This is a genomic window from Nocardia asiatica NBRC 100129 (genome assembly GCF_000308415.1).
In the GTDB taxonomy this organism is placed as follows: domain Bacteria; phylum Actinomycetota; class Actinomycetes; order Mycobacteriales; family Mycobacteriaceae; genus Nocardia; species Nocardia asiatica.
On the sequence record NZ_BAFS01000459.1, the window covers coordinates 1 to 25030 of the forward strand.

23 protein-coding genes and 4 pseudogenes are annotated in these 25030 nt (G+C 64.8%); 15 read left to right on the plus strand and 12 right to left on the minus strand.

Going from position 1 to position 25030, the window contains the following annotated elements; all coding sequences use genetic code 11:
• Window positions 1-179: 179 nt before the first annotated feature.
• Window positions 180-431 (plus strand): annotated as a pseudogene (locus tag ON27_RS46195) (tetratricopeptide repeat protein); the annotation flags it as partial.
• A gap of 165 nt (window positions 432-596) precedes the next feature.
• On the plus strand, window positions 597-2921 hold the full coding sequence (locus tag ON27_RS35160) for a RelA/SpoT family protein (protein ID WP_051047351.1): 2325 nt from the start codon (window positions 597-599) through the stop codon (window positions 2919-2921).
• 18 nt (window positions 2922-2939) lie between these two features.
• Here the strand turns inward: ON27_RS35160 and ON27_RS35165 are convergent, their stop codons facing one another.
• Window positions 2940-3161 carry a hypothetical protein gene (locus ON27_RS35165; RefSeq protein ID WP_157227721.1) on the minus strand — a complete coding sequence of 74 codons (222 nt, stop codon included), beginning with the start codon at window positions 3159-3161 and terminating at the stop codon, window positions 2940-2942.
• 111 nt (window positions 3162-3272) lie between these two features.
• Between ON27_RS35165 and ON27_RS35170 the strand changes: the two genes are divergently transcribed.
• The 10 genes and pseudogenes from ON27_RS35170 to ON27_RS35210 all read left to right on the plus strand — a co-directional run bounded on the left by ON27_RS35170 (window position 3273) and on the right by ON27_RS35210 (window position 12359).
• Window positions 3273-4628 (plus strand): Mu transposase domain-containing protein, encoded by a 1356-nt coding sequence (locus tag ON27_RS35170; protein ID WP_043737568.1) that lies wholly within the window; start codon window positions 3273-3275, stop codon window positions 4626-4628.
• Window positions 4625-5479: an IS21-like element helper ATPase IstB gene (gene istB / locus ON27_RS35175; RefSeq protein ID WP_043737572.1), complete on the plus strand. Its 855-nt coding sequence runs from the start codon at window positions 4625-4627 to the stop codon at window positions 5477-5479. The genes ON27_RS35170 and istB overlap by 4 nt, the downstream gene beginning before the upstream one ends.
• Window positions 5480-5655: 176 nt before the next feature.
• A pseudogene (locus ON27_RS45650) lies at window positions 5656-6072 on the plus strand (transposase); the annotation flags it as partial.
• 38 nt (window positions 6073-6110) lie between these two features.
• Complete coding sequence (locus ON27_RS46025; protein WP_373282820.1) at window positions 6111-6515, plus strand: transposase; 405 nt, start codon at window positions 6111-6113, stop codon at window positions 6513-6515.
• Between the two features lie 184 nt (window positions 6516-6699).
• The gene (locus tag ON27_RS35185; RefSeq protein WP_051047352.1) at window positions 6700-6987 is read left to right on the plus strand and encodes a tetratricopeptide repeat protein; all 288 of its coding nucleotides are present in this window, start codon (window positions 6700-6702) and stop codon (window positions 6985-6987) included.
• Between the two features lie 373 nt (window positions 6988-7360).
• Window positions 7361-7783 (plus strand): hypothetical protein, encoded by a 423-nt coding sequence (locus ON27_RS35195; RefSeq protein WP_043737580.1) that lies wholly within the window; start codon window positions 7361-7363, stop codon window positions 7781-7783.
• Between the two features lie 140 nt (window positions 7784-7923).
• Entirely contained in the window at window positions 7924-8280 is a 357-nt protein-coding gene (locus ON27_RS46030; RefSeq protein ID WP_373282819.1) for an effector-associated constant component EACC1, read from the plus strand.
• Between the two features lie 19 nt (window positions 8281-8299).
• Entirely contained in the window at window positions 8300-9826 is a 1527-nt protein-coding gene (locus ON27_RS42105) for an EAL domain-containing protein (protein ID WP_083888053.1), read from the plus strand.
• An 86-nt stretch (window positions 9827-9912) separates the two neighbouring features.
• Window positions 9913-11178 carry a hypothetical protein gene (locus tag ON27_RS45215; protein ID WP_043737584.1) on the plus strand — a complete coding sequence of 422 codons (1266 nt, stop codon included), beginning with the start codon at window positions 9913-9915 and terminating at the stop codon, window positions 11176-11178.
• A complete protein-coding gene (locus tag ON27_RS35210; RefSeq protein ID WP_043737587.1) occupies window positions 11175-12359 on the plus strand; it encodes an SNIPE associated domain-containing protein in 1185 nt (394 codons plus the stop codon). Before ON27_RS45215 ends, ON27_RS35210 begins: the two co-directional genes overlap by 4 nt.
• Window positions 12360-13926: 1567 nt before the next feature.
• On the opposite strand, the pseudogene ON27_RS42565 reads toward ON27_RS35210, so the two are convergent.
• Window positions 13927-14210, minus strand: a pseudogene (locus tag ON27_RS42565) (N-acetyl-gamma-glutamyl-phosphate reductase); the annotation flags it as partial.
• A 77-nt stretch (window positions 14211-14287) separates the two neighbouring features.
• Window positions 14288-14575, minus strand: a complete 288-nt coding sequence (locus ON27_RS35220; RefSeq protein ID WP_245560517.1) for a hypothetical protein — start codon at window positions 14573-14575, stop codon at window positions 14288-14290.
• Window positions 14576-14794: 219 nt separating this feature from the next.
• Here ON27_RS35220 and ON27_RS46035 point away from each other — a divergent pair.
• Window positions 14795-15052 (plus strand): annotated as a pseudogene (locus ON27_RS46035) (Tn3 family transposase); the annotation flags it as partial.
• Here the strand turns inward: ON27_RS46035 and ON27_RS35225 are convergent.
• The gene (locus tag ON27_RS35225; RefSeq protein ID WP_245560518.1) at window positions 15046-16140 is read right to left on the minus strand and encodes a serine/threonine protein phosphatase; all 1095 of its coding nucleotides are present in this window, start codon (window positions 16138-16140) and stop codon (window positions 15046-15048) included. The pseudogene ON27_RS46035 and the gene ON27_RS35225 sit on opposite strands and share 7 nt — an antisense overlap.
• Window positions 16141-16630: 490 nt before the next feature.
• On the opposite strand from ON27_RS35225, the gene ON27_RS35235 reads away from it, so the two are divergent.
• Entirely contained in the window at window positions 16631-17023 is a 393-nt protein-coding gene (locus ON27_RS35235; protein ID WP_157227725.1) for a hypothetical protein, read from the plus strand.
• On the opposite strand, the gene ON27_RS42115 is transcribed toward ON27_RS35235, so the two are convergent.
• The 7 genes from ON27_RS42115 to ON27_RS35265 all read right to left on the minus strand — a co-directional run bounded on the left by ON27_RS42115 (window position 16938) and on the right by ON27_RS35265 (window position 23312).
• Entirely contained in the window at window positions 16938-19106 is a 2169-nt protein-coding gene (locus ON27_RS42115; RefSeq protein ID WP_218003095.1) for a recombinase family protein, read from the minus strand. The genes ON27_RS35235 and ON27_RS42115 overlap by 86 nt on opposite strands.
• Before the next feature lie 102 nt (window positions 19107-19208).
• Window positions 19209-19499 (minus strand): hypothetical protein, encoded by a 291-nt coding sequence (locus tag ON27_RS44520; protein WP_063711438.1) that lies wholly within the window; start codon window positions 19497-19499, stop codon window positions 19209-19211.
• A gap of 773 nt (window positions 19500-20272) precedes the next feature.
• Entirely contained in the window at window positions 20273-20686 is a 414-nt protein-coding gene (locus ON27_RS35245; protein WP_043737600.1) for an arsenate reductase ArsC, read from the minus strand.
• Between the two features lie 15 nt (window positions 20687-20701).
• Window positions 20702-21373 (minus strand): arsenate reductase ArsC, encoded by a 672-nt coding sequence (locus ON27_RS35250; protein WP_043737603.1) that lies wholly within the window; start codon window positions 21371-21373, stop codon window positions 20702-20704.
• Between the two features lie 33 nt (window positions 21374-21406).
• Window positions 21407-21766, minus strand: a complete 360-nt coding sequence (locus tag ON27_RS35255; RefSeq protein ID WP_245560519.1) for an arsenate-mycothiol transferase ArsC — start codon at window positions 21764-21766, stop codon at window positions 21407-21409.
• A 53-nt stretch (window positions 21767-21819) separates the two neighbouring features.
• Window positions 21820-22938, minus strand: coding sequence for an ACR3 family arsenite efflux transporter (gene arsB, locus ON27_RS35260; RefSeq protein WP_051047356.1), 1119 nt, complete (start codon window positions 22936-22938; stop codon window positions 21820-21822).
• The gene (locus tag ON27_RS35265) at window positions 22935-23312 is read right to left on the minus strand and encodes an ArsR/SmtB family transcription factor (RefSeq protein WP_043737611.1); all 378 of its coding nucleotides are present in this window, start codon (window positions 23310-23312) and stop codon (window positions 22935-22937) included. The genes arsB and ON27_RS35265 overlap by 4 nt, the downstream gene beginning before the upstream one ends.
• A gap of 159 nt (window positions 23313-23471) precedes the next feature.
• Here ON27_RS35265 and ON27_RS35270 point away from each other — a divergent pair, with 159 nt between their 5' ends.
• Entirely contained in the window at window positions 23472-24065 is a 594-nt protein-coding gene (locus tag ON27_RS35270) for an AbiV family abortive infection protein (RefSeq protein WP_083888054.1), read from the plus strand.
• A 32-nt stretch (window positions 24066-24097) separates the two neighbouring features.
• Here ON27_RS35270 and ON27_RS35275 read toward each other — a convergent pair whose 3' ends face one another.
• A complete protein-coding gene (locus tag ON27_RS35275; protein ID WP_043737618.1) occupies window positions 24098-24964 on the minus strand; it encodes a metalloregulator ArsR/SmtB family transcription factor in 867 nt (288 codons plus the stop codon).
• Window positions 24965-25030 lie beyond the last annotated feature (66 nt).

Below are 25030 nucleotides of genomic sequence, written 5' to 3' on the forward strand. Positions count from 1 at the left end.
TCTACCGCGACCTCGGCTATCGCCTCGGTGAAGCCGACGCCCTCGACGCCCTCGGCCGTGTACGTCGACTCACCAAGGACTACGAGCAAGCTGCCGACCTGAACCAGCAAGCTCTCGATATCTACCGCAGCCTTGGCTACCTCCTGGGCGAAGCCGACGCACTCAACGCCCGCGGCCGCCTGCGCCGACTCGCCGAGGACTATGAACAAGCTGCTGGCCTGTACGTGCAAGCGCTCACTCTTTATCGCGCCCTCGGGCACCGCCACGGTGAAGCCGACGCACTCAACGCCCTGGGTGACCTCCGCCAGCTCACCAAGGATTACGGGCAGGCTGTCGACCTGCACGAGCAGGCACTCACTCTCTATCGAGCCCTCGACCACCGCCTCGGAGAGGCCGACGCCGTCAAAAGCCTCGGCCGCGTACGCGAGACCACCAAGGATTACGGTCAGGCCGCCGAGCTGTACAAGCAGGCGCTGACTCTTTATCGCGCCCTCGGCCACCGCCACGGCGAAGCCGACACACTCACCGCCCTTAATGCCCTCCGCCGACTCACCGAGGAGGACGCGCACGCTGTCGACCAACGCCAGCAGACACCAATGCGGCAGCCCGGCAGCGCTTCGGCGGCGGCGTCGATCTCCGCCCCCCGACGCGTGCGCGCTCGCTTGATGCGCCGGATAAAAGGGCAGCGCGGCACCGCGGCGGTCAAGCCGGTGCTCGAGCCGCTGGCCACCGTGCACCGCGAGCTGTACCCGAAAGCGAACTTGCCCCTGTTGCAGCGCGCGTTCGACGTGGCCGACGAGCGGCACAAGCATCAGTTCCGCAAATCCGGCGACCCTTACATCACCCACCCACTCGCGGTGGCGAACATCCTCGCCGAACTCGGCATGGACACCACCACGCTGGTGGCCGCGTTGCTGCACGACACGGTCCACTACACCGGCTACAGCCTCGACCAGCTCACCCAGGACTTCGGCTCCGAGGTCGCCCACCTCGTCGACGGCGTCACCAAACTGGACAAGGTCAACTTCGGCGCGGCCGCGGAGGCGGAGACGATCCGCAAGATGATCATCGCGATGGCACGCGACCCGCGCGTGCTGGTGATCAAGGTGGCCGACCGGTTGCACAACATGCGCACGATGCGTTTCCTGCCGCCGGAGAAGCAGGCCAAGAAGGCCAACGAGACGCTGGAAGTCATCGCGCCTCTGGCCCATCGCCTCGGCATGGCGACGGTGAAGTGGGAGCTGGAGGACCTGGCCTTTGGGATCCTGCACCCGAAGAAGTACGAAGAGCTCGTGCGCCTGGTCGCCGTCCGTGCCCCCTCGCGCGACGCTTATCTGGCCCGGGCGCGCGAGGGGATCGCCACCTCGTTGGGCGCGAGCCGTATCCCCGCTGTGGTCGAGGGCCGCCCGACGCACTATTGGTCGATTTATCAGAAGATGATCGTCAAGGGGAAGGACTTCGACGACATCCACGACTTGGTCGGTATCCGCATCCTGTGCGACGAGGTGCGCGATTGCTACGCGGCCGTCGGTGTGGTGCATTCGCTGTGGCAGCCGATGGCGGGCCGGTTCAAGGACTACATCGCCCAGCCGCGCTACGGCGTCTACCGATCGCTGCACACCACCGTGGTCGGACCGGACGGTAAGCCGCTGGAGGTGCAGATCCGCACCCAGAACATGCACTGGACTGCAGAGCTCGGCATCGCACATTGGCGCTACAAGGAGACCAGGGGCAAGCACTCCAACGACACCGCCGAGGTCGACGGCATGGCGTGGATGCGCCAGCTGCTGGACTGGCAGCGGGAGGCGGCCGATCCGGCGGAGTTCCTGGAGTCGCTGCGCTTCGATTTGAAGTCGCCGGAGATCTTCGTGTTCACGCCGAAGGGCGACGTGATCACGCTCCCGCGGACGTCGACGCCGGTGGACTTCGCCTACGCCGTGCACACGGAGGTGGGACACCGCTGCGTCGGCGCGCGGGTTAACGGGCGGTTGGTCGCGCTGGAAAGGCGGCTGGAGAACGGCGAGGTCGTCGAGATCTTCACCTCGAAGGCAGAGAACGCTGGACCTCACAGGGAGTGGCAGAACTTCGTGGTGTCGCCGCGCGCCAAGGCCAAGATCCGCCAATGGTTCGCCAAAGAACGGCGCGAGGAGGCGCTGGAGGCAGGTAAGGAAGCGATCTCAAACGAGGTCCGCCGCACCGGGCTACCGCTGTACCGGTTGATGAACGTCGACGCGATGAGTGCCGTCGCGCACGAGCTGAACTACCACGACATCTCCGAACTTTACGCCGCCGTCGGTGAGCATCAAGTCGCCGCACACCACGTGGTTCAGCAACTCATGACCCAACTTGGCGGCATCGGCGACGTAGAAGACGAGCTCGCCGAACGCTTGACGCCCTCCACCATGCCGAGCCGGCACCACGTCAGCGGCGACGCGGGCGTGCTCATTCCGGGCGCGCCGGGCACCGTCCCCAATCTGGCCAAGTGCTGCACCCCGGTGCCCGGTGACGAGGTCAGGGGCTTCCTGACCCGCGGTGGCGAGGTCAGCGTGCACCGCACCGACTGCAGCAACGCCGAATCCCTACAGCGGCAGGCTGAACGCGTCATCGACGTCGAATGGGCGCCGACACCGTCCTCGGTCTTCCTGGTGGCCATTCAGATCGAGGCGCTGGACCGCACCGGCCTGCTGCTGGACATAATCAAGGCGCTCACCGACCAAAGGGTCGATATCCTCTCCGCCTCGGTAGCCACCCACGATGACCGGGTCGTGATCAGCAAGTTCACCTTCGAGATGGGCGACCCGAAGCACCTGAGCCACCTGCTCCAAGTGCTCCACAACGTAGAGGGCGTCTACGACGCCTACCGGCGGACTGGCCGCCATGCCGAGCAGTACCTCGACCGCGAGATCCTGCCGGGACGGTAGGCGGTGCCTTCTCACCGTTCACCGCCCGACGGTGAGCACATCGAGGGATGACCTCCGCAACGTTGTCGGGTTCGGCCAGTTGTTGTACGGCTTCACCAGCGTCTCAAGTTGGTCGTACGGGTGCTTGCGCCAGTTCCATCGGGCGACGGCGGCGGCGATGATCGTCGCGCAGACCGCGATGATCGGAATCCAGTCCACGAACGTTGACGGCGCTCGCTGAAATTCCCCACTGACGCTCACCGAGATTCCCCATTTGTCCCGTGTGGCTCCGCCGTGAAGGGCGGGCCTCCTCCGAAGCTGGTGGTTACCACACCTGACCAGCGCTTTCGATCGGAGGAGGCCCGCTTTTCCATGTTGACATGTGAGGAAGACGTGGAAATCAGTGCCCTGCGTGCCCGGGGCTGGACGATCTCGCAGATCGCCCGCCATACCGGTCGCGACCGTAAAACGATTCGCGCGTATCTGGCCGGGGAACGCGTCCCTGGCGTGCGGAAGCGGCATCTGCCGGATCCGTTCGAACCGTTCGTCGACTACGTCACCGCTCGCCTGGCCGAGGACCCGCACTTGTGGGCGCAGACGTTGATGGACGAGCTGGAACCCCTCGGCTTCCCGTTGTCGTATCAGTCGCTGACCCGCAACATCCGCACCCGCAAACTGCGGCCGATCTGCCAATCCTGCCGGACCGCGACCGAACGCCCCAACGCCGTCATCCCGCATCCGCCCGGCGGTGAAACCCAATGGGACTGGGTCGATCTGCCGAACCCACCCGTCTCGTGGGGGTGGGGCGCGAACGCGCACCTGCTGGTCGGGTCACTCGCCCACTCGGGCCGCTGGCGCGGCTACCTCGCACCGTCCACCGACCAGCCGCACCTGATCGAAGGACTCGACCGGGTCGCCCGCGCACTGGGCGGAGTGACCGGGTCGTGGCGGTTCGACCGCATGTCCACGGTCTGCCACCCCTCCAGCGGTCAGGTGACCGCGTCGTTCGCCGCGGTCGCGAAGTACTACGCCGTGGTGCCGGCGATCTGCCCACCCCGTCGCGGGAACCGCAAGGGTGTGGTCGAGAAGGTCAATCACACTGCCGCGCAACGCTGGTGGCGCACACTCGCCGACGAGATGACCGTCGAACAAGCCCAAGCGTCCCTGGACAAGTTCTGTTCGTTGCGCGGGGACACCCGGCTGCGACCGACCGCCGACGGCCGCGCCAGCGTCGCGACCGTCGCCGCCAGGGAGCCGTTGCGACCGTTACCTGCCGAGGCGTATCCGGCGATGGTCGCCGAACCCCGGGTCGCCTCTCGGCAGGCGATGATCTCCTGGCGCGGCAACCGCTACTCGGTGCCACCGGAACTGGCGTCGGCGACGGTGATCGTCGCGCAACCGTTGCGCGGCAACATCATCGACATCGCCACCACCGGCGGCATCGTGATCGCCCGCCACCAACGCGCCGCCGACGGCCTGGGCGCCACGGTCCGAGACCATAGCCACATCGTCGCACTCGACGCCGCCGCGCTGGCCGCGGCCAACACCGGCCGACCCCACCGCCGCAAGGAACGCATCCCACCCGGCGACGCCGCCAGAGCCGCCGCCGCGGCATTGCGAGCCGCCGCCGACCCCGCAAACGCCACCGCCGCGACTGCCACCACCAACGCCACAGTCACCGATCTGGCCGCCTACGAGCACGCCGCCACCGCCAGGAGCCGCAAATGACCACCAGCCCTGCCCCGAAGAAGACTCCCCGCCGCGCCACCAAAGCCGTCGGCGCCGACGAAACCGCGACCCGTTACCAGCAACTCCGGTCGCATCTGGCCACCCTCAAACTCCACGCCGCCGCCGAAGCACTGCCATCGGTCCTGGAAGACGCCACCACGCAGAACCTTTCGGCGACAGCCACGTTGGAGAAGCTGTTGCGGATCGAGGTCCACGACACCGAAGCCCGCAGGCTCACCGGCCGGCTCCGGTTCGCGAACCTGCCCACCCCGGCGTCGCTGGAGAACTTCGACGTCGACGCCGCCTCCGGCATCGACCGGCCGCTGCTCGATGAGCTCGGCACCTGCCGCTACCTCGAAACCGCCACCAACGTCCTGCTCATCGGGACACCCGGCACAGGGAAGACGCATCTGGCAACGGGCCTCGCGAGGGCGGCCGCGCACGCCGGCTACCGCACCTACTTCACCACCGCCGCCGACCTCGCCGCCCGCTGCCACCGCGCCGCAATCGAGGGCCGCTGGGCCACCACCATGCGCTTCTACGCCGGACCCGCGCTCCTGGTCATCGATGAACTCGGCTACCTGCCATTACCCGCCGAGGCGGCGTCGGCACTGTTCCAGGTTGTGTCGCAACGCTATTTGAAAACATCGATCGTGATCACCACCAACCGCGGCGTCGGCTCCTGGGGCGAAATCCTCGGAGACAACACCGTCGCCGCCGCCCTACTCGACCGACTCCTACACCGGTCGATGGTCATCAACCTCGACGGCGACTCCTACCGCCTGCGCGACCACCAAGCCACCGCCGACAACCTCCGCAGAGCCACCACCGGACACCGCGAACCCCTATAATCGACACCGCTCACGGGTGGGGAATTTCGGCGAGTACGGGTGGGGCGTTTCGACGAGCACAGTCACGGGAAGTGGGCCGACTCCACCCACCGCCTACACCCGACACCAAGTAACCACGCCGATGCGTTGACCCATATCTAGATCGAGTGCACAAACACGCCATCGCGACCACGACGATGCCCAGGCCCCCAACCCCGGCTCTGGTGATCCACAGTCCCCGGCCTGCGCGGGTAACCGTCAGGCTCGATGACATCGCCTATGCGCATGGGCTTCTCGCCGGGCGGCGGGCGCGGTGCGCGATTCCCGACCATGCTCGGTTCCGGGAGAAGTGGCGGCTGGCGCTGGATATGCTCGATGAGGTCATCGCCTGGGGTATGCCCGCCCGGCCGGTGATCGCTGATGCCGCCTACGGCGACAGCACCACCTTCCGCGCCGGACTGACCGACCGCGGACTGACCTATGTCCTGGCGGTCTCCGCTTCGACCAGCATCCATCCCGCCACCGCCCAACCGGTGCCACCGACCTACTCCGGATTCGGGCGGCCCAGAACCCGCACCGACTACCCCGACAAACCCGTCACCGCCAAGACGATGATCACCACCGCCGGCCGCACGGCGGGACGGTTGGTCACCTGGCGGCGCGGCAGCCGGAAGACCCCTGGAAATCCCGGCGCGGTGATGCGGTCACGGTTCCTCGCACTGCGCGTGCGCCCGGCCAACCGCAACATCACCCGTGCACCCGACGGCAGCCTTCCCGATGCTGGCTGCTGGCCGAATGGCCCACCGGAGCCCCTGAACCCACCGACTACTGGCTGGCCACCCTGCCACCGAGCATCCCGCTACGAGATCTCGTGCAGCTGGCGAAAACCCGTTGGCGCATCGAACACGACTACCGCGAACTCAAAGACGGCCCTGGCCTGGACCACTTCGAAGGCCGATCCTGGCTCGGCTGGCACCGCCATGTCACCCTCGCCTCCATCGCCCAGGCCATCTGCACCCCGTTGCGCCTCACCCCAAAAGCCCCTGCGCAGGCCTGACCCTCTACGCCGTCCTGCGCCGGCTCCAACACCTACTCGCCAGAGATCTGGTGGCGCAAGGGCGCCGAAGCCGGGCATTCGGGTTGCATGCGCAATCTCGGAATGGTGCTGCAGATGAGGGGGAAGGTGCGGGAAGCGGAATCCTGGTGGCGAATGGCCGCCGCGGCCGGGGAATCCGCACGCCATGTTCAATGTCGCGTATTTGGTCGACCAGCGCGGCAATCCTGAGGAAGCGGAGTTCTGGTGGCGGGAAGCCGCCAGTTTGGGGCACCTGGAGTCGATGTACAACCTCGGCGTCATGCTGCGGGCACGCGGTGAAGTCGAGGAGGCGGAAGCTTTGTGGCGCATAGTCGCCGACGCGGGGTACGTGGAAGCCATGCGGAACCTCGGCCTCTCGCTCGTGGAACGAGGCAAGGCCGAGGAAGCTGCACTCTGGTTGCGTAAGGCGGCTGACGTCGATACGGCCAATTAGTCGAGCAGGCGGCGTGGCTGGCGAGAATTTGTAGCTGGCCAGCGAACTCCGCCAGGTGCCGCCGTCGCCTGCGCCGACTGTGGCCGAATTCGATCATCTGCTGCTGACCGTGCACCAGGCCGTAGCCGATCCTGCCTGGCGCGGCCTGTCGAGGCGTCGGGATGGTCGGGGCGGGGTCAGGGCACTACGTGAAAGGCCACGTAGAGGGCGATCAGCAGGGTGCTCGAGGCGAGAAACACTGCGGTGCGATGTTTGATCGGAGGTGGCCCACCGCCGGGTGGCTGACCGCGCTGCACCGCTGCCACCACACACGCGCCCCGCGCTTCACGATCACCGGCTTCGAGCAGTTCCGCTGGTACACCCCCTGCGGAATTTGAAAATCCTGCCCGAACCGGACGACACCTCGGACTACGGGCGCGCCGAGCGCCTGACCTACCGGCGGGCACTGGACCGCCTCGAACAACGCGGGCTTGTCCGATTCCTGCGCGCCAGGTTCGGTCGCTTCGACAACAGGACCGTCCTGGTGCCCCGGATCACCGCCGAGGGCGATCGCCTACGTCGAGCAGAAGTCCGACCGCCCCCTCCAATGCCCCTGAAAGCCATTCGGCGGCGGCACCGGATCTCAGGAGCTTCGGGCCTTGTGGTGGGCGGCGGCCGAGCGCTATGTGATGTTGGCGTCGATCAACAGTTTCCACATCTCGCCCTGGTCGATGACCTGCACGTCGAGTTTCTCGGCCTTCGTGAGTTTGGCGTCGCCGACACCGACGCCGGTGATGGCAGCTGTACGCGCCGTTGAAGCAACGCGCGTGGACTCACGTACCTCGCCATGTCGAGCCGAACGCGTTGTGCCATCCGCGTTTCTCGCGCCGGCATCTCCATGGGCGGCGTATCGTTCCTAGGCGGCTGTGGCGGTCGAGCCTAGCGGGATGGGGAGTCATGGATAACCAACTCACGTTGTCCACCACTGGTGGTGAGCAATCCGAGCATGTGGAAGCGCTCCTACGATGGCTCAGCCGAGAGCCGGAGCTACGCGGTCGCTGCAAAGCTGTAGGCCATGCTCCGTCACCCGGAGAGATGGGATCGTGGGTGGACTTCGCCACGGTCGCTGTCGGAGGTGGTGGGGCGCTGTCGGTGTTGGCTATGTCGTTGAAGACATGGTTCGCGCAGCCGCGCCGCTCGGATGTCGAGATCGAAATCCGTAGTCCCGATGGGCGGTCTGTGACTGTCAATGCCAAGCGGGTAAACGATGTACCCGCCCTTTTGCAAAGCGTCTTAGACGTCGATAGTCACTGATTTCGATATAGGAGGTTCGGTGATCCGGTTGCCGGATCGCGAGATGTCGCGGGCCGTCCTGATCGGTATCGACACCTACGATCATCTGCCGGACCTCTCAGGTGTTCACGCCGGGGCCAAGGAACTGAGGGATGTTCTCACCGACCCGGTGCACGGTTCTCTCCTGTTAGAGGGCTGTGTTCTGCTGCCGGAGCAGGCATCGCCAGCCGATATCGGCAACGCCATTGCAGAGGCGTCGGACCAAGCGCGAGATTTGCTGTTGATCTATTTCGCAGGGCACGGTGTGCTGGGCCCACGGCGGAGTGAGCTGCATCTGGCCGTTACCGATACCCATCCTCTTCGTCCAGGTATCGGAGGCGTCCCTTTCGACGCCGTCCGTGATCTCTACCTGGACAGCGCCACTGCGGCGCGCGTCGTGATCCTGGACTGTTGCTATTCCGGACGCGCGCTCGGCCTGAACCAGTCTCCGGGCGCCCATGATCTGCTCGTCGACATCGCCGCTGAGGGGACTGCCGTCTTGACTTCAGCACCGCCGAACGGGATTTCGAAGAAACTCGACGCGGAAACCTATCCCGCCTACACCGACCGTCTTATCCGATTGCTGCGCGAGGGTATGCCGGGAGGTGAGGAGTTCCTTACTTTGCCAGCTCTACATCGGCAACTGTGTTACGAACTCACCGCCCTAGGTCTGCGGCAGCCACAGGCGGACCTCAATCCACTGCTCGACCATCTCGGCTTGATTCGAAACAGAGCACACCCGGCTGGCCCACCGTTTGACACCCAGCTGCGTGACGCCATCCGGTCCGGACAGCTGATACTGCATTACCAACCTGAAATCGACCTGCGTACAGGTGAGGTTCTCGGGATCGAGGCGTTGGTTCGATGGAACCATCCGACACGGGGATTTCTATCGGCCCATACTTTTGTCTCGGCGGCGGAAAAAGTAGGTTTGGCAGGCGAGTTGGGATGGTGGGTGATCCGAACGGCATGTGCCGAGTTCGCTGGCTGGCAGGCCGATGGGCTCGGTCGCGACCTTATGTTGCGGATCAATGTGTCTCCAACCCTTCTCGACGAGCCGGCGTTCGTCGAGAAAGTAGGGCACATACTGCATCAAACAGGCGTGGAGTGTCCATCTGTCTGTATCGAGATCACAGAGCGGGAAGACACAGATTTCGATACCACTGTCGCCACGGTACGTGGGTTGAAGCGTCTGGGCGTGCAGGTCGGCATCGACAGCTTCGGTACCTACAACAGCTCGATCAAGATGGTCCAGCGTCTCCCGGTCGATTCACTCGAGGTCGACCGCGCCTTCGTGCAGCGACTCAACAGCAACACCGACGACGTCGCCATCGTTCGAGCCATCATCGCACTGGCCACCAGTTTCGGACTGAGTGTTTCCGCCGCCGGCGTCGAAACCCCTCAGGCCGCACAAACTCTGATCGATCTCGGTTGCTATCGGGCTCAAGGATTCCTGTTCGCCCCACCGATGAGCCACGAGGAAGCTCGAGCGCTGATAGCTCGAAAGGCCAGAGTGTGGCGCCTGTAACGGAGCCGCTTCTGTCACGACAGTAACTGCGGGTCGCGGTTGTCCGGCCAGATCATGTCGAAGTCTTGGAAGAGGGGTGTAGCTGGGTGGCGCGGCGCAGGGGGTTCTTCGCGGAACTGCAGCACCAGCAGAGGCTGGCACAGCAACGGCAGGCGCAGCAGCAACGAGCAGCGGTGCGTGCCCACAACATGGCGGTCAGGGAGGCGCAACGCTCCGCGCGGGAGCAGCAACGAGCCGCGGCAGCGGCCATGCGTGCCTCGGCCGCCGAACGTGCGGCAGCAGAAAAGGCTGCGAAGCTTGCCCACATCGCTGCCCGAGAGGCAGAGGCCGAGGAGAAGAACACCCCGCTCGCCGTCACCTACGACGCGATCGACCACCTGCTGGACGCCACGCTGGAAGTCGATGACTGGGTCGACCTCGAGTCGCTGCGCGAATCGCCCACAGACCTGCCGTTCGATCGTTCCGATTTGCTCACTCCATCACCGGCCCCGCGCTACCACGCGCTGCCGGATCGCCCGACCTTCGTGCCACCAGCCCCGCCATCGGGTCTCAGCGGCGCCCTCGGCGGCAACCGCAGGCATGCCGCCCAACTGGAGGCGGCGCAACGGGAGTACCTCAACGTTGTGCAGCAGTGGCAGCTGACACTCGCCCGAACCTGCGCCGCCAACGCAGAACTTCGCGCCGGGTGGCGACAGCAGGAAGCCTCGCGTGTCGTGGAACTCGCCGATGCTCGGCGGCGGCTCGAGCAAGCAAACGCTGAACGTCGCCGACAGGTCGAAGAATCGAACGCGCGCTTGGATCGGCTCATCGCTGGATTACGTGAGCGTCGGTCCGACGCAATGGACGAATACGTCGGCATCGTGCTGGCCAACTCGGTCTATCCCGAGTCGTTCGAGGTGTCCTACGAGCACTCCTTCGACGCGAGCGACCGCGAACTACGCGTCACGGTGTTGGCTCCACATCCCGACACCTTCCCGACAACGAAAGCGTTCCGCTACAACAAAACTACGGACGAAATCACCGCAACGACTCTGCCAGCGGCCGAAGTCAAGCGCCGCTACGCCTCAGCGATCGCGCAGACTGCGTTGCGGACAGTGCATGAAGTGTTCGAAGCCGATCGGGAAGAGATCATCGACAGCATCGCACTCACCGTCGCCGTCGACACGGTCGATGCCGCGACCGGCCACGACACCCGCATCGACCTCGTCCGGCTGGCCACCGACCGCGCCGATTTTCTGCCGATCGACCTCGCCCGGGTGGAGCCGGCAGCCACGTTGGCTCACCTCGCGGCCGCGGTATCGAAGAACCCCTACGGGCTGGCGCCCTTGGCAAACCATGGAGTGCGCGGATGAACGACCCCCAAGCCGTGATCGTCGGACTGCGGAAAATGCTGATCGTCAAAGAACGCGAATCCGCCGACCTCCAAGACCGCATCCAAGAACTCACCGCACAACTGCAAGCGCGTCCGATCTCAGCCGCCGCACCGCCACCGAAGGATCCCCGGCTCATCACCGTGGACGACGCACTGGTGCTTCAAGAGGTCGGGATCTACGAGTATCACCACCCCTTGGAGAACGCCGACAGCTACAAGCAGGCCCTCGCCGAGCTGCGCGCCGACGTGCGTGAAGCCGTAAAGACCAGCGAGGCCATCGTGGTGGCCAAGAAGTTCAGCTTCAACAACTCCCTCGCCGAGGGCCGCCGGTTGACCGCTGACCTGTCCAAGCTCATGTTGCGGGCATACAACGCCGAAGCGGAAAACTGCGTCCGGACCATACGCGCCGGCAACCTGGACACCGCCAAACGACGACTCGATAAGGCCGCCACAGACATCGAAAAGCTCGGCGCGGCAATGCAGATGCACGTGTCACCCGCGTACCACGCGCTGCGGATCAAGGAACTCGAACTCACAGCCGACTACATGATGAAGGTGCAGGAAGAACGAGAAGCCGCCCGAGAGGAACGCGAGCGCTTGCGCGAGGAACGCAAAGTGGAACAAGAACTCGCCGCCGAACGGGAGCGACTCGAGAAAGAACAAGCACACTACCGAGCCGTGCTGCAACGACTCACCGCCACCGGACAAGACACCCGCGACATCGAAGACCAACTCACCCGCATCGCCGACGCGATCGCGCAGAACGACTACCGTGCAGCGAACATCCGCGCAGGCTACGTCTACGTCATCTCCAACATCGGCGCCTTCGGCCCAAACGTCGTCAAGATCGGGCTGACCCGCCGACTCGAACCACTCGACCGAGTCCGCGAACTCGGCGGCGCGTCCGTCCCCTTCCCATTCGACGTCCACGCCGTCTACTTCTCCGACGACGCAGTCACACTCGAAAACGAACTCCACAAAGAGTTCGCTGCGGTGCGACTCAACCACGCGAATGCTCGCCGGGAGTTCTTCTTCGCCAGCCCCGAAGAAGTACGTCGAGTACTTGCGAAGAAGGTAGGAAACCTCCTCGACTACAACGACGCCCCCGAAGCCACCCAATACTTTCAATCCAAGCGGTATTGGCCCGACCGTCGAGAGTGAATCTTTTTGCAGATGTCGCACGGATTCCCGCTGGGAATGTACTAACGGCGTGCGCGACGAGCAGCCCAGAAAGGTTGGCAGGGTGGTGCTCCGATAGGTACGCCACCGGCGCCGATGGCGGCGCTCCGGGGACATCGCACCCGCACAGGAAAAAAAGTCCGCGCCCACCCACTACGCAAGATAACCAGCTCGGCGACCGCCGGGCAGTCATGCCGATGGTCTCCGCGCTCATCGGGGCGGTTCAGGCACTGCAGTGATTTTGGAGGTCATGATGAGTCCCAGACCGTCGCACGGTGGGCGTGCCCCGCGCCCCGGACCCAGCTCTGGCAGGTCGTCGTCACCTACGAGGGGAGCAAACCGTTCGCAGACGAAAGCAGGGGCGGGGTTGTTCGTGCCGATATTTCTAATCCTGCTGTGCTGTGGTGGTGTTGGCAACTGCAGCGGGAAGGACACGCCGAACAAGCCTGCTGCCCAGAAATCCACAACGCCTGCGGCGCAGCCGGATCAAGCCCCAGTGTTCACCGCAACAGTGGATTCGGTCCGTGGTCCTCAAATCTGGCTCACCGTGGGAGGACAGAAGCGATGGGTGCTCCTAGCGAACGTCAGTGCCGGCACCGTATGTGGCACAGAACTTTATCCCGCGCTCAACGACCGACTCAGGGCGATGCTTCCGGCTGGCACCGCTGTCACCGTTGTCTGGACGGAACCAAGTGACCGCAGCGCGTCTGGGCAAGCCTACGTTCATCTCGCGCCTCCACGTGATTCGGCGACCAAGCCACAAGACCCGAGTATCAACGAGCGGCTGGTGAGTGAGGGTAGCGTCGCGCTGGACCCGCCGATCAGACGCGAGGCGGGCTCGTCACCTGCGGCAGATCAGATTGCGGTGATTCGTGCGGAGGCACAACCAGTCGCGGTTCCATATATCGATGCGCTCGCTGCGGCGGATATCGCTGCCTGGGACAACCGAGTCGGTGCAATCGGCCGATGCCGCAATCGACTCGATCAGGAAGCCCAGCGGAATCGCGAACTGTACGGTCCAGATGGCCGTGCTGGTACGGAGGACGATCCTGAGCGATCGTATCCTCGATACCCCTCGACAGGTGGTAGCAGCGGTGGCAGCAACGGCGAGAGTCGGTTCTGCCGCAAACGCTGGTGGTGCTGAACGCGAACCGGCCCTTGCTTCTATCTTCACCGTTTCCGCAGGTCGATCTCTGTGGTTAGCGCATGTATCTCCCTCCGGACACGTTTTGTCATGCATCCTCTGCAAATTTGCAGAGGATGCGTTCTTTTTAGGGCCCCTGAGATGGTCCGGACACCGCAGATCCGCAAATTTGCGTAGTTAGTCGGTCAAAAGCGGAGGCGCTGACACGGGTGAGCGGTTCGATCGGTCGGGAATGAGGTCCTGTCGGTGCTCAGAACGACCTCTCAAACCGGGAGAGCTTGGTCGCCGGGTTGAAGAATCAGCGGCAGCACTTCTTCCATGCGAAGGATCCGCGGCGGGCAAGGGGCGGGCGGCTGGTGGGAGCTGGTGGATGGCTCAGCGATGAATCTCTCAGGCGTTCGGTTCGGTGAGCCGGAAGTCGGCGCCGGGGTCGATGATCACCGTGGATTCGGGCAAGCCGGCGGCGATGGCGGCGGGCTGGCCGTGCGGCAGGCCGAATAAGGTCACGTCGTGGCCGGCCGGTCCGGCGGTCGTCGTGGGTGCGACCACCCGGTCGGCCAGCGGCAGCAGATGCGGCTGCACTCCCCCAGCGCGGTGCCCGTGTTCGAGCCCGCGGTCAGCGCCCCGAGGTGCGACAGCCTGACCCGAACAGGATGTATCGGCAATATCACTCCGCCCCGCCGCTTCAGCGGCCCGCAGGTGCCGTTGGCGCCTGCGTGGCGGCGTCATTCGCAGCAGCCGACAAAGGGAATCCACGGCAGTTTCGTCAGTCGCGAAACGAGACCACGCTGATGTTCACCTCGCCGGCCGCGCGGCGTATAACGGCCAGCCCAAGAGGATTGGACTCCCGCAGGCCCTCCTCCATCAAACAGTCGTAGAACAGCCGAACCGGCACGATCCGCTGCTGAATCGTGGCATTGGCCAGCCCAGACCCCGAGTCGATCGACACGACGTTCGCGCCACGACGGCCCGGCCGATCGGTCAGCTCACGCACATATGCGGCGACATGCGCCCGGTTCGCGGTGACCGGATCGACGCCGACCCGGTCGCACATGAGCAGATACTTGGCCAGTCCACGTGCGTAGGCATCGATCGTGCGAGGCGCTCGCCCGAGATCGGTTCACACCCCCAGCCACTCGGCCGCTCGTTCGTGCCGGCCCAGGACCGGCCACTTGTCCAGCACTCGTGCTGCCGCTCAATCCGTCTCCTTAGTTCGTGGTCGTCGCCGTGAGGAGATGATCCCTGCCCCACGGTCAGATTCCACGTAACTAATAAGTATCTGTCGGATCCGGCTATCGGCGCATGATCTCCCGCCGGCTCAACAAGGGCGAATCCTGCGGGCCCTGCGCCACGATCTGCTCCACGCCCACGAAGGCATGATCCGCGCCCGGCATCTGGAGTCCCAGACCGAACCGGCGTGGTGTTTGACCTTGGCTGCCAACGCCGAGATCGCCTGGACCGCAGAGCATTACTGGCGATCGAGGTCGACATCGACACCGAACTCGCCCAGTTGGGCCCGACCGGCTACTGACCGCTGCGCCTGCGTGACACTTTGTTTTGATCAGAACCTGGCGCCGATGAGGCGAAGGTAGGGTGCATCGGCTCAATCTCCCTCATATATACGGGGTACTCCGCGTGGAGGTCGCCGTCGAACAGCCTCCAAAAGAAGGCGTTCATCTTCGCGGCGGCGGGTGCGTGCCGGGTCAAGATCGCGGCGACCACCGGTGGCACGCCATCCGGGATGTGACCAGCGGCGCATTGGAGTACGTACTCGTTGCGGGCGACTGGACCGCCGCTGGGTGGCATCAGTACCCCGCAGATATCGGTCACCAGCCAGTTGACCAGTCGCATGGCAGCGTAGCCGGCGTCATAAGTGACGTGTTGTTCAGTAAAGTCGCGCTCAGCAGCCGACAGGTCGAATTGCGGCGATGTGGCCAGCCCGAAGTCGCTGAGATAGATCCGCTGCATGTCGGTGCGCATGTTGCCGAAGTGTCCGTCCATGTGCAGCAGCTCCCGATCGCGCAGGAACGTCACGATCTCTGAAAGCTGCCGCTCGACTGTGGCGGCCCTATCGGCCGGGTTCTCTCGCAGCCAGTCCGCTATCGGGTGTGGGATGTATTCGCAGAACAGCACGAGGCTGCACGGTGCGGCGGCCAGCGCTTCGAGACGGGCCCGCACGGCCGGGCAACCACCTTGGGCGGTGACCACCGTGTCGATGTCGGCGTGTTCGGCTGCGACCGACGAACGGCCGGGTAGCACCCGCCAGTGGTAGAGCACCGGGAACGACTGTGTCTCGCCGGCCAGAACGGCGTCGGTGACGATGATGTTCGCGGCCAGCTCTCGCCATGCGTTGAAGCTTGGGCCGCCGATGCCGTACTGGCAGAACATCGGCAGGTCGAACAGGTTCGCTGTGGAGCCCGGGTTGGCGAGTTCCCGGTCGGTCAGTGGGATCCGTTTGGTGAACACCGGTACGCTGTCGACGTCGATAAGCGCCGCGCCACCACCCACACCCACGCCTATGACTCGACCGGCGTCTACCAGCTCAGCGAGCTCGAAATCGCTACGGGACGCCAGGAATGCCGAGAGTCTTTGGTGGTGGGCCGTTCTGGCGGATGTCATCGCACGATTATGTCCCGACCAGGCTCCTCGAGTCGGACATGTCGCGGGATTCAACATCCCACTCAAAACAGAAGGTCGGAATAGCGGTGGTGCGCAACGCCCACGGCACCATCCACGACGTCAACGAAGTATTCGCCGTTCTCCTCGGGCGTGCACTCGGTGCCGATCAGGCGGTACCAGTACCGCTACACCTTTTCCCGGCCAGCGGATTCGCTCCGGAGGCGCAGCGATACGCGCTAGCCCAACAGATCTCGCTTGTCGATCTGTCGGGCTCTGGCTTCGCTGAGCTTATCGCGCTTCCCAGTTGGGCAAGTGCGCGCAGCCTCCGGCGCGCACTGGGCACATGGACCGGAGGGTTCGACAGACCCGTTGAGAGCGACGAGACAGACGCACAGGACGAGTGGATCCCGTACGAGGAAATCTCGCCCTACATGACTGTGGTCGCATGCCTGGCAAACCAAGTTCGCAGGTGCTTCCGCACGCCCAGCTCGTGACGATCGTGACTGACATGCACAGCGAGCGGCTCGGTGACTTGATCGTCGGGTTTCCCTCTGCGCCCTTCATCCTGGTTCTGAGGATCGAGTCCAGGGCAGACTTCGGGGCATATCTCGCCCGGCACCCCAGCTCGGAGATCGCCGTGCACATCGACTTCGTCCATCGTGGAAAACACGACGGCGACTGGGTCATCGTCCCCACTGATGGGGCGCCGCAGTTCCACCTGGTTTTCGCGCTGCCGGAACTGCTCGCTGACTGGCTGCTCAACAGCGACGGCCCCGCAACACCGCGGGTGCGCGACATCAAGCGAGGCATGCTGTCCTTGATCGTCGTCTTCCAAGGCGACCGACTCCTGCGCCTGCTGTACCAGCCGCGCCGCCGCCGGTGAGTTCGACACGTTGGCGGACAAGGCGCAGCTTCGGGTGTGCATCCTGCAACGTGGGCCACTTCGGCGGCCTTGAAAGCACGCTGCTGCTCACGAACCGCCTGCGCCGCCAGCCTCTGCTGTCGCTGATAGCCGGAGCGTGGCATTCTCGGTGTCGGCCGTGCGCGTCGGAGCGCATTCGCAGCTGGGACAGCCCGTCGCACCAGGGCGCAGGCACTCGTTGCCAGCGAGACGCAGAATTAGCGACCTCACTGAGATCACCTGCTACGTCTGCTGCGGCCTGGCTCCTGCACCCCTGGTTCGAACGTACGATTCGAAAACGTCCCAGTCGATGTCGTTGGAACGGATCCATGCGCCGTGGCCTCCGCCTGTGTGGACCCGGAAAAGGCACCCAAACTGGGTGTCTTCCAACCATTGACGACAGACCCGACAGGGCGGAATGCTCAAATGCGTGGCAATTACACACGATTGCGTCCGGCAGATGGGCGCGGACGTCGATGCCCGATCGGAAGAATCTGGTCCGCACCGGACCTCGGATCCGAAAGGGTTTGCACGTATCTGTACACACACCAACGGCGCCAATCAACGGCATTGCAGTGCAGGATATTTCAGCAAACCGGTAGCGGAGTATGTCCACCTCGGGCAGGTGTCTGATGACCGCCACGGGCACGAAAGATGTGTATGGTGACGCCATGGACACGAAAAGTGCGCAAATCTGCCACAATTCAGGTGTGCGATTCCCCCTCCGGACACCAGTGCTAACCCCACAGGGGGTGGCACCAATGATTGCGAGTTGCTGTTGGTGCTGGTAGCGCACTTCTAAGGCCAAGGCTCGGTACGACTGGGCCTTATCGGCCGGATCTCCCGCAGCGAGCACCGCGCGGATGTCACCCAGCGAGTCGATCAACTTCCGGATCTCGGTGTCGGTGAGTCGATTGATCTTGGGAAGACTCTTCAACTCGGCCTGAGCTGCCGCTTTGTCCGCCTGTGCCGCGTTCATGGCCGTGACGAGGGCTTGCGGATCGACTCCGGCCTCGATGGCGGCGAGGTGACGCGCGAGTCTGGCCTCGGCGTCGGTGGTGCGTTGTCGAAGCATTCGCCGACGGGTGTCGGTGTCATCGGTGTCTTGGGCGGCCACGAGAGCCGCGATGGTGTTCTCGCGGTGCTCGCGATCGAACAGGCTCGCCAGCCAGCGGTCGATCGGCCCGACGACGATGTCTTCGCGCAGGTTCACTGTCCGGGGATGGTCTTGTAAGGCCGGACTGCCGGGGGCGATGGTTTTGGCGCGGCATCGGTAGTACACGGCGTCACGAACCAACTCCGCCTGCATCTTTCGACTACAGCCAGCGCAGCGCACGAGGCCGCTCAGTAGATACGGGCGCAGACCGCTGGATGCTCTGTTGCGTTCGAGCTTGGCGCGGGTGCGGTTGCCGCCGCCTGCCCGCTGGCGTCGCAGCAGTTGAGCCTGGGTGAAGGTTTCTACCGAGACGATGGGTGGATGCGCGGGGCTTTTCGAGCGAACGATGCGGTGGGTGGGCGAGCGCCGGAACCGGGTGACGTTACCGGCGGCAGCGTCGTCGGGATCGAGAAGTTCTTCGTGCTTGGTCCATCGTCCGAACACCGCGTAGCCGGTGTAGCGGGGATTCTGCAGGATCGCGGCAACGGTTCCGGCCTGCCAACCGTCCTTGGCGCGATGCCGGTTCTGCTCTGGTCGATGCGCTGACGGACACGGCACACCCTCCCGATTCAGAGCGATCGCGATCGCCTTATCGCCACGGCCAGCGAGGTAGTCACGAAAGCTCCGCTGTACCACCGGGGCGGTACTCACATCGAGCGAAAGGATCCGCAACTTCAGCCCATCCGAAGCGCGATTAGGGTTCGGATGCGGCGGACCGTCCCCCACCATGTACCCGTAGGGCGGTCGGCCTCCTTGGTGTCGGCCTTCGTTGAGCACTTGAGCGTCCATGCTGGCGCGGGTGCGTTGCTGAACATGCTGGCGTTCGGACTCACTCAGCCCGCCGAGCATGCTCATCATCATCGAGTGCGTGACATTGCGCGGGTCGAAACGCCCGCCGAGTTCCGGCACCCAAACTTCCACTCCATGCGCTTGCAGGCGTGGTGCGACCAAACTGAACTGGTTACCGAACCAGCACCGAGTGCCCTCACCGACAACGATGGCCGTCCACCCTCAGCCCGGATTCTTCAAGTCGGCTAGCAGCCGTGCGGCTTCCCGACGGCGATGCCAGGGCACCGACCGCGACTGGCCGATGTCGAAGTAATCGGCGACGATGGACGCTTCGGACATGAACTTCTCCGCGTTGCCTCGCTGCCACCGATACGAGGTCTCCGGATCCTGATTGTCCTCGGTCGAGCAGCGCCCGTAGAACGCGAACCGTTGATCATCGGCGCTTTCGACGGTTTCGGGGACCAGTCCCAGCAGTTCGTCGAGGACGGCCCATTCGTTGGGTTCGGTCGGCATCGTCGTCCCTCTCGCCGGAGTGTTCGCGGGAATGTCGAAGCAGAAGCGCAAGCAGTGCCCTGGCCGCGTCGTCGGTCAGCGCGGGTGGGCTGTCGGGGCAAACCACTCCGATGACGCCAGGCTCATCGCCTTCTCGGTTAACCCCCCGATTGCTGGCTTCAGTAGACATGCTCGGACCCCGAGCTTTCAAGCCCCTGCGCTGGGCTGAAGATGGCAGAACGCGCGCGATCGCCGCGGAAGGCTCGGCGCATGTCCGCGGAAAGGATGTACGGACCACCCGCAGCAGCCCGCGGTCGTAAACCGAAACCCGATGCCAGCCGACCGAGCGCGAAACACTCTGTCCTGCGGTGTATTACGGAAGGTGGCCGACGATGCGGCCGAACGTCTCCACGACTGAGAGGCGCTCTCGAATAACCTGAACGGGCGCGGATATCAGAACCAACCAGTGGCGAGCCTACGAACTCGCGGCGCACTCCGCTGAAGGTAATGCCAGCTACGCCTGAAGGTGTTTCGAATCCCGCGCCAATGCCTGCGATTCGGGAAACCGCAGCCCGCGACCCCATGGTCGTACTCCGAACTCGCTCGGTCGGAAGGAAACAACACCAGCTCGGCAGCACGCACGAGGGAAGCGATGAACCAGGCACGGACATGACAGTCTCCTGACGACCTGTCCGCCGATTCTCCCGCACCCAGGTTACCGGAACGACGGCTCCGCCGCCGTTGCCTCGGGTGCGCTCTCGTAGACGCCAGATGCACTGATCGTGTCGATGTCCTCAGTTCAAGCGCGCGGGCAGCAGTTCGGCGACGAGTTCCTCGACACGGACCTTGATCTCGTCGCGGATCGGGCGCACCGACTCGACGCCTTTGCCTGCGGGGTCCTCGAGCACCCAGTCGCGGTAGCTGACTCCGGGGAAGACTGGGCAGGTGTCGCCGCAGCCCATGGTGATGACGACGTCGGAGGCTTCGACGGCGTCGAAGGTGAGGATTTTGGGTGACTGGTCGGAGATGTCGATGCCGACCTCGCGCATGGCTTCGACCGCGGTGGGGTTGATGGACTCGGCGGGCGCGCTGCCTGCGGAGCGGACTTCGATGGCGTCTCCGGCGAGGTGGGTGAGGAATCCGGCGGCCATCTGGGAGCGTCCGGCGTTGTGGACGCAGACGAACAGCACGCTGGGCTTGGATGTCATGAGCGAGTTGGCCTTTCAGCTGGTGGGGATGTCGAGTTCGGCAAGCAGGTGGCGGACGCGGGTTTCGATTTCCGCGCGGATGGGGCGGATGGCGGCGACGTCGAGTCCGGCGGGGTCGTCGAGGTCCCATTCCTCATACCGGCGGCCCGGGTAGAGGGGGCAGGCATCCCCGCAGCCCATGGTGATGATCACGTCGGCTGCCTGCAAGATTTCCTCGGTCCATGGCTTCGGGAATTCGGTGGTGATGTCGATGCCTACCTCGGCCATGGCTTCGACAGCGGCGGGGTTGATCTGCTCGCCGGGCTCGCTGCCGCCGGACCAGGCGACGGCGTTGTCTGCGGCGAGGTGGGTGAAGAATCCCAGCGCCATCTGCGAGCGTCCGGCGTTGTGAGTGCACAGGAACAGCACGGTGGGTTTGCCGGTGTGGGCTTTGCCCTCAACCTTGGCGAGGGCGTTGAGGCGTTGGCGGGCGAAGCGTTCGGCCAGTAGCGGTAGGAAGTTCATGACGGTGGCGCGGCCGGCGAATTGGTCGTAGGAGGAGTGCAGGAACCGTTCGATGGTCTCGACGCCGAAGGTGCCGTCGAATTCTCGCTGCAGGCGGGAGGCGGCGGTTTTGAGGGCGAGTTGCTGGTCGATGGTCAGGTCGTCACGAACGTAGGTGGCGTGGGCGAGGGGGCTGTCGCTCATAGCGGTGTTCCGATGCTGAGTGGTGTGACAGGGTCAGACGGAGGGCTGGAGTTCGGTGAGCAGGTGCTGCACACGGGTGTCGATGTCGTCGCGGATCAGGCGCATGCGTTCGAGGCCGTCGATACCGCGTTCGGAGGGTTCGTCGGTGTCCCAGTTCACGACCCGTACCCCGTCGACGGGATCGACGTGCGCTTCGCGGCCCAGCGTGACGACGAGGTCGACTGCGCGCAGCAGTCGCGGGTCGATCGGTTTCGGGGTCTCCTTGCGGATGTCGACGCCGACTTCCAGCAGCGACTGCACCGACAGCGCGTTGAGACTCGCGCCGGGGGCGGTGCCCGCGGAGTACACCTCGATGCGTCCTTCGGCGGCATGGCGCATCAGCCCGGCGGCCATCTGGGACTTGCCACCGTTCTTCACGCACACGAACAGCACAGCAGGGTTCGCGGTCACCGCTCGAGCACCTTTTCCTCCGCCACACCCGAAGAGGCGGGCGCGGCAGTGCTGCGGGCACCGAAGCGTGTGCGCAGCGCCAGTGAGACGTACACCAGCCCGACCAAGACGGGGACTTCGATGAGCGGGCCGACGACTCCGGCGAGAGCTTGGCCGGAGGCGGCACCGTAGGTAGCGATCGCGACGGCGATCGCGAGTTCGAAGTTGTTGCCCGCCGCGGTGAACGCCAACGTGGTCGTGCGCTCGTAACCAAGGCCGAGGACGGCGCCCAGCAGGTAGCCGCCGCCCCACATGATGGCGAAGTAGGCCAGCAGCGGGATCGCGATCCGCACCACATCCAGCGGTTGGGAGGTGATCTGTTTGCCTTGCAGGGCGAACAGGATGACGATGGTGAACAGCAGCCCGTACAGCGCCCACGGCCCGATCCGCGGCAGCAGCGTGGATTCATACCAGTCGCGGCCCTTGCCGCGCTCGCCGAGACGGCGGGTCAGATAGCCCGCCAGCAGCGGAATCCCGAGGAAGATCAGCACCGACTTCGCGATCTGCCACGGCGAGGTGTCGATCGTGGTCTGCTCCAACCCGAGCCAGCCCGGCAGCACCGACAGGTAGAACCAGCCCAGCACGGCGAACATGAGCACCTGGAACATCGAATTCAGTGCCACCAGCACCGCGGCGGCCTCGCGGTCACCGCAGGCCAAATCGTTCCAGATGATGACCATCGCGATGCAGCGCGCCAACCCCACGATGATCAGCCCGGTGCGATACTCCGGCAGATCCGGCAACAGCAGCCACGCCAGGGCGAACATCAGCGCCGGGCCCAGCACCCAGTTCAGGATGAGGGAGCCGAGAAGAAGACCGCGGTCGCCGGTGACGGAGTCGAGGCGGTCGTAGCGGACTTTTGCCAGCACCGGGTACATCATGATCAGCAACCCGATCGCGATCGGCAGCGAGATGCCGTCAATCTCTACCGCGCTCAACGCGTCCCCGAGGCCGGGGATCACGCGGCCGAGTAGGAGCCCGGCGACCATGGCGGCGCCGATCCACACCGGCAGGAACCGGTCCAGGGTCGACAGCTTGCCGACGACAGCAGTGTCGGGTTCGGTCCGCACGCTCACGCGCCCACCCCCAACGTGTCGCCGCTGTTGATCAGCAGCACATGCGAAAGGCGTTGCAGCGCTTCGGGAACCACGCGGTAGTACACCCATGAGGCCCGGCGTTCGCTGGTCAACAGCCCTGCCTCACGCAGCACCTTCAGGTGATGGGAGATCGTCGGCTGGGAGACATCGATGCCTTCGGACAGGTCGCACACGCAGGCTTCCTGGTTGGCGCGGGAGGCGACCACACTCAGCAGCCGCAGCCGCACCGGATCCGACAGCGCCTTGAACACGCCCGCCAAATCGGCGGCGGCCTGCGCGGTCAGTGGCTCTCGCACCAACGGTGCGGCAATGCACGCCTGGACCGGCGTCAACGGCAGCTGAGACTTAGACATGCATCGATATTGACAGATATGGAATCAGTGGCCAAGCGAACATCTGGTGAATGCCGGTCGGCGACCGGTGCAACACCTCGTCCGAGGCGGGATCATCGTGGTCGGCCAGCGGTACGGAGACGGCATGACGTGGCCGGTGCGTTGCCTCACACTGGTCGGATGCCAACGCCCCGTCTATCGGACCTCACTCCCACGCAGGTCGTCCAGGTGCAGGATGCGCTGTTGCAGAACGCCGACAACCTGCTGAGGTCGGCCATCGCCGTGCTCGACTTGGGCAATGCTGGTTTGGCCCGATCGCTGGCTATTCTTGCCCTGGAGGAGTCCGGCAAAGCGATCGCGATACACCAGCGGCGCGTCGAAATGGCCTACGAACCGGAGGGCACACCCTTCGTGGACCAGCCTCTTCGACGCGAGCACATCGAAGCCAAACAGCAGGCCGAATGCGCCGAGCCGACCCCGCCGGCGTCCCCGGAGAACATCAAGGAGATCCGGAAGCTGCTCATGAACGCGATGGGTGATGATGGCTTCGACGAAACGACGCTCGACGTTCTGCGGCACGGCAGGCCCGGAATGACCCTGAACAACGATGCCTATAGGTTGCGTCTTCCATCGCCGGGGTCCAACCCGTTCCAGAACATGGGCAAACCGGGCTACGAGGCCCAAACTCGGGAATTGCTTCGACTCGGTGAGGAAAACGAGCTTCCGGACGAAGATTCCACACCCGGCGATCAGTACATTCGCACCGAGCGCTGAACACTGGTCACTCGCGGCCGCCGGTGGGCTCGTCAGCACACCGCGCTGCGGCGCTCCAAAAAGACCGTGTCGCGCCACTGCCCCTCGAGTTGCGCGATGCGTTCCCGCACGCCGACGGTGCGGTAGCCCGCGGAGTGGTGCAGGGCGATCGCGGCGCGGTTGTCCGGAAAGATCGAGGTCTGCAGGGTCCACAGCCCGGCTTCGTCGGCCGCGATGACCTGGCGGTGCAGCAAGGCTTTCCCGATGCCACGCCCGCGCATCTGCTCGGCCACATACACCGAACTCTCGGCCACGCCCTCGTAGCCCTCATCGCAGGAGGCGGCGCGAAGCGCGGCCCAGCCCATGACTTCGCCGTCGATCTCGGCCACCCACCGGTGCTGCGGTAACCATCGCGCCTCGAGGGTGTCGCGGCTGGGAACCTCGGTGGCGGGAGTCGCCGTGCCGGTGGCGATGCCCTCGCCGTAGATGCGGCGCACCGCCTCCCAATCGTCTGCGCGCATCTGCCGGACGGTGACGTCGGCGGGCAGGTCCTCGGGGCAGCAGGGGCGCGGGGTCAACACACCCATGACCGCGTCGGCGGCGTGAGGAAGGCCGGTGCAGCAGGCGGGGTTGACCATCACCACGGTGGAAGTGCGGTCCTTGTGGACGCTGACGAACCCGACATCGGCGAGCTTGCGGACGTGATGCGACACCGTGGGCTGCCCGATCCCCAGTGCTTCGGCGAGTTCACCGACGGTGATCCCGGCTGGGCGGGTGGCGACCTGATGCAGTAGCCGCACCCGCGTCGGATCGGCCAGGCAGGCGAACCACTGCGCGTAGGTGGTGGCATCACCCACCGTCAGCGCGTCCACCCGCTCCGCACCGGCGGCGCGCACGACCGGCATATCCAACGAAGTCATAACCACCACTATATCGACGAACATCGATGCTTGCATTCATCGACAGGCGTCGATAGAGTCCTGCAT

Excerpts from the sequence above, each read along its gene's own strand:
- ON27_RS35210 (WP_043737587.1), top strand. The coding sequence starts at position 11,175 with ATGAACGACCCCCAAGCCGTGATCGTCGGACTGCGGAAAATGCTGATC.
- ON27_RS35185 (WP_051047352.1), top strand. The coding sequence starts at position 6,700 with ATGTTCAATGTCGCGTATTTGGTCGACCAGCGCGGCAATCCTGAGGAA.
- istB (WP_043737572.1), top strand. The coding sequence starts at position 4,625 with ATGACCACCAGCCCTGCCCCGAAGAAGACTCCCCGCCGCGCCACCAAA.
- ON27_RS35220 (WP_245560517.1), bottom strand. The coding sequence starts at position 14,575 with ATGTGCGACCGGGTCGGCGTCGATCCGGTCACCGCGAACCGGGCGCAT.
- ON27_RS35255 (WP_245560519.1), bottom strand. The coding sequence starts at position 21,766 with ATGGCCGCCGGGCTGATGCGCCATGCCGCCGAAGGACGCATCGAGGTG.
- ON27_RS35170 (WP_043737568.1), top strand. The coding sequence starts at position 3,273 with ATGTTGACATGTGAGGAAGACGTGGAAATCAGTGCCCTGCGTGCCCGG.
- ON27_RS35250 (WP_043737603.1), bottom strand. The coding sequence starts at position 21,373 with ATGAGCGACAGCCCCCTCGCCCACGCCACCTACGTTCGTGACGACCTG.
- ON27_RS35275 (WP_043737618.1), bottom strand. The coding sequence starts at position 24,964 with ATGACTTCGTTGGATATGCCGGTCGTGCGCGCCGCCGGTGCGGAGCGG.
- ON27_RS46030 (WP_373282819.1), top strand. The coding sequence starts at position 7,924 with ATGGATAACCAACTCACGTTGTCCACCACTGGTGGTGAGCAATCCGAG.
- ON27_RS44520 (WP_063711438.1), bottom strand. The coding sequence starts at position 19,499 with ATGCCGACCGAACCCAACGAATGGGCCGTCCTCGACGAACTGCTGGGA.
- ON27_RS35245 (WP_043737600.1), bottom strand. The coding sequence starts at position 20,686 with ATGACATCCAAGCCCAGCGTGCTGTTCGTCTGCGTCCACAACGCCGGA.
- ON27_RS35160 (WP_051047351.1), top strand. The coding sequence starts at position 597 with ATGCGGCAGCCCGGCAGCGCTTCGGCGGCGGCGTCGATCTCCGCCCCC.
- ON27_RS35225 (WP_245560518.1), bottom strand. The coding sequence starts at position 16,140 with ATGACATCCGCCAGAACGGCCCACCACCAAAGACTCTCGGCATTCCTG.
- ON27_RS35270 (WP_083888054.1), top strand. The coding sequence starts at position 23,472 with ATGCCAACGCCCCGTCTATCGGACCTCACTCCCACGCAGGTCGTCCAG.
- ON27_RS35265 (WP_043737611.1), bottom strand. The coding sequence starts at position 23,312 with ATGTCTAAGTCTCAGCTGCCGTTGACGCCGGTCCAGGCGTGCATTGCC.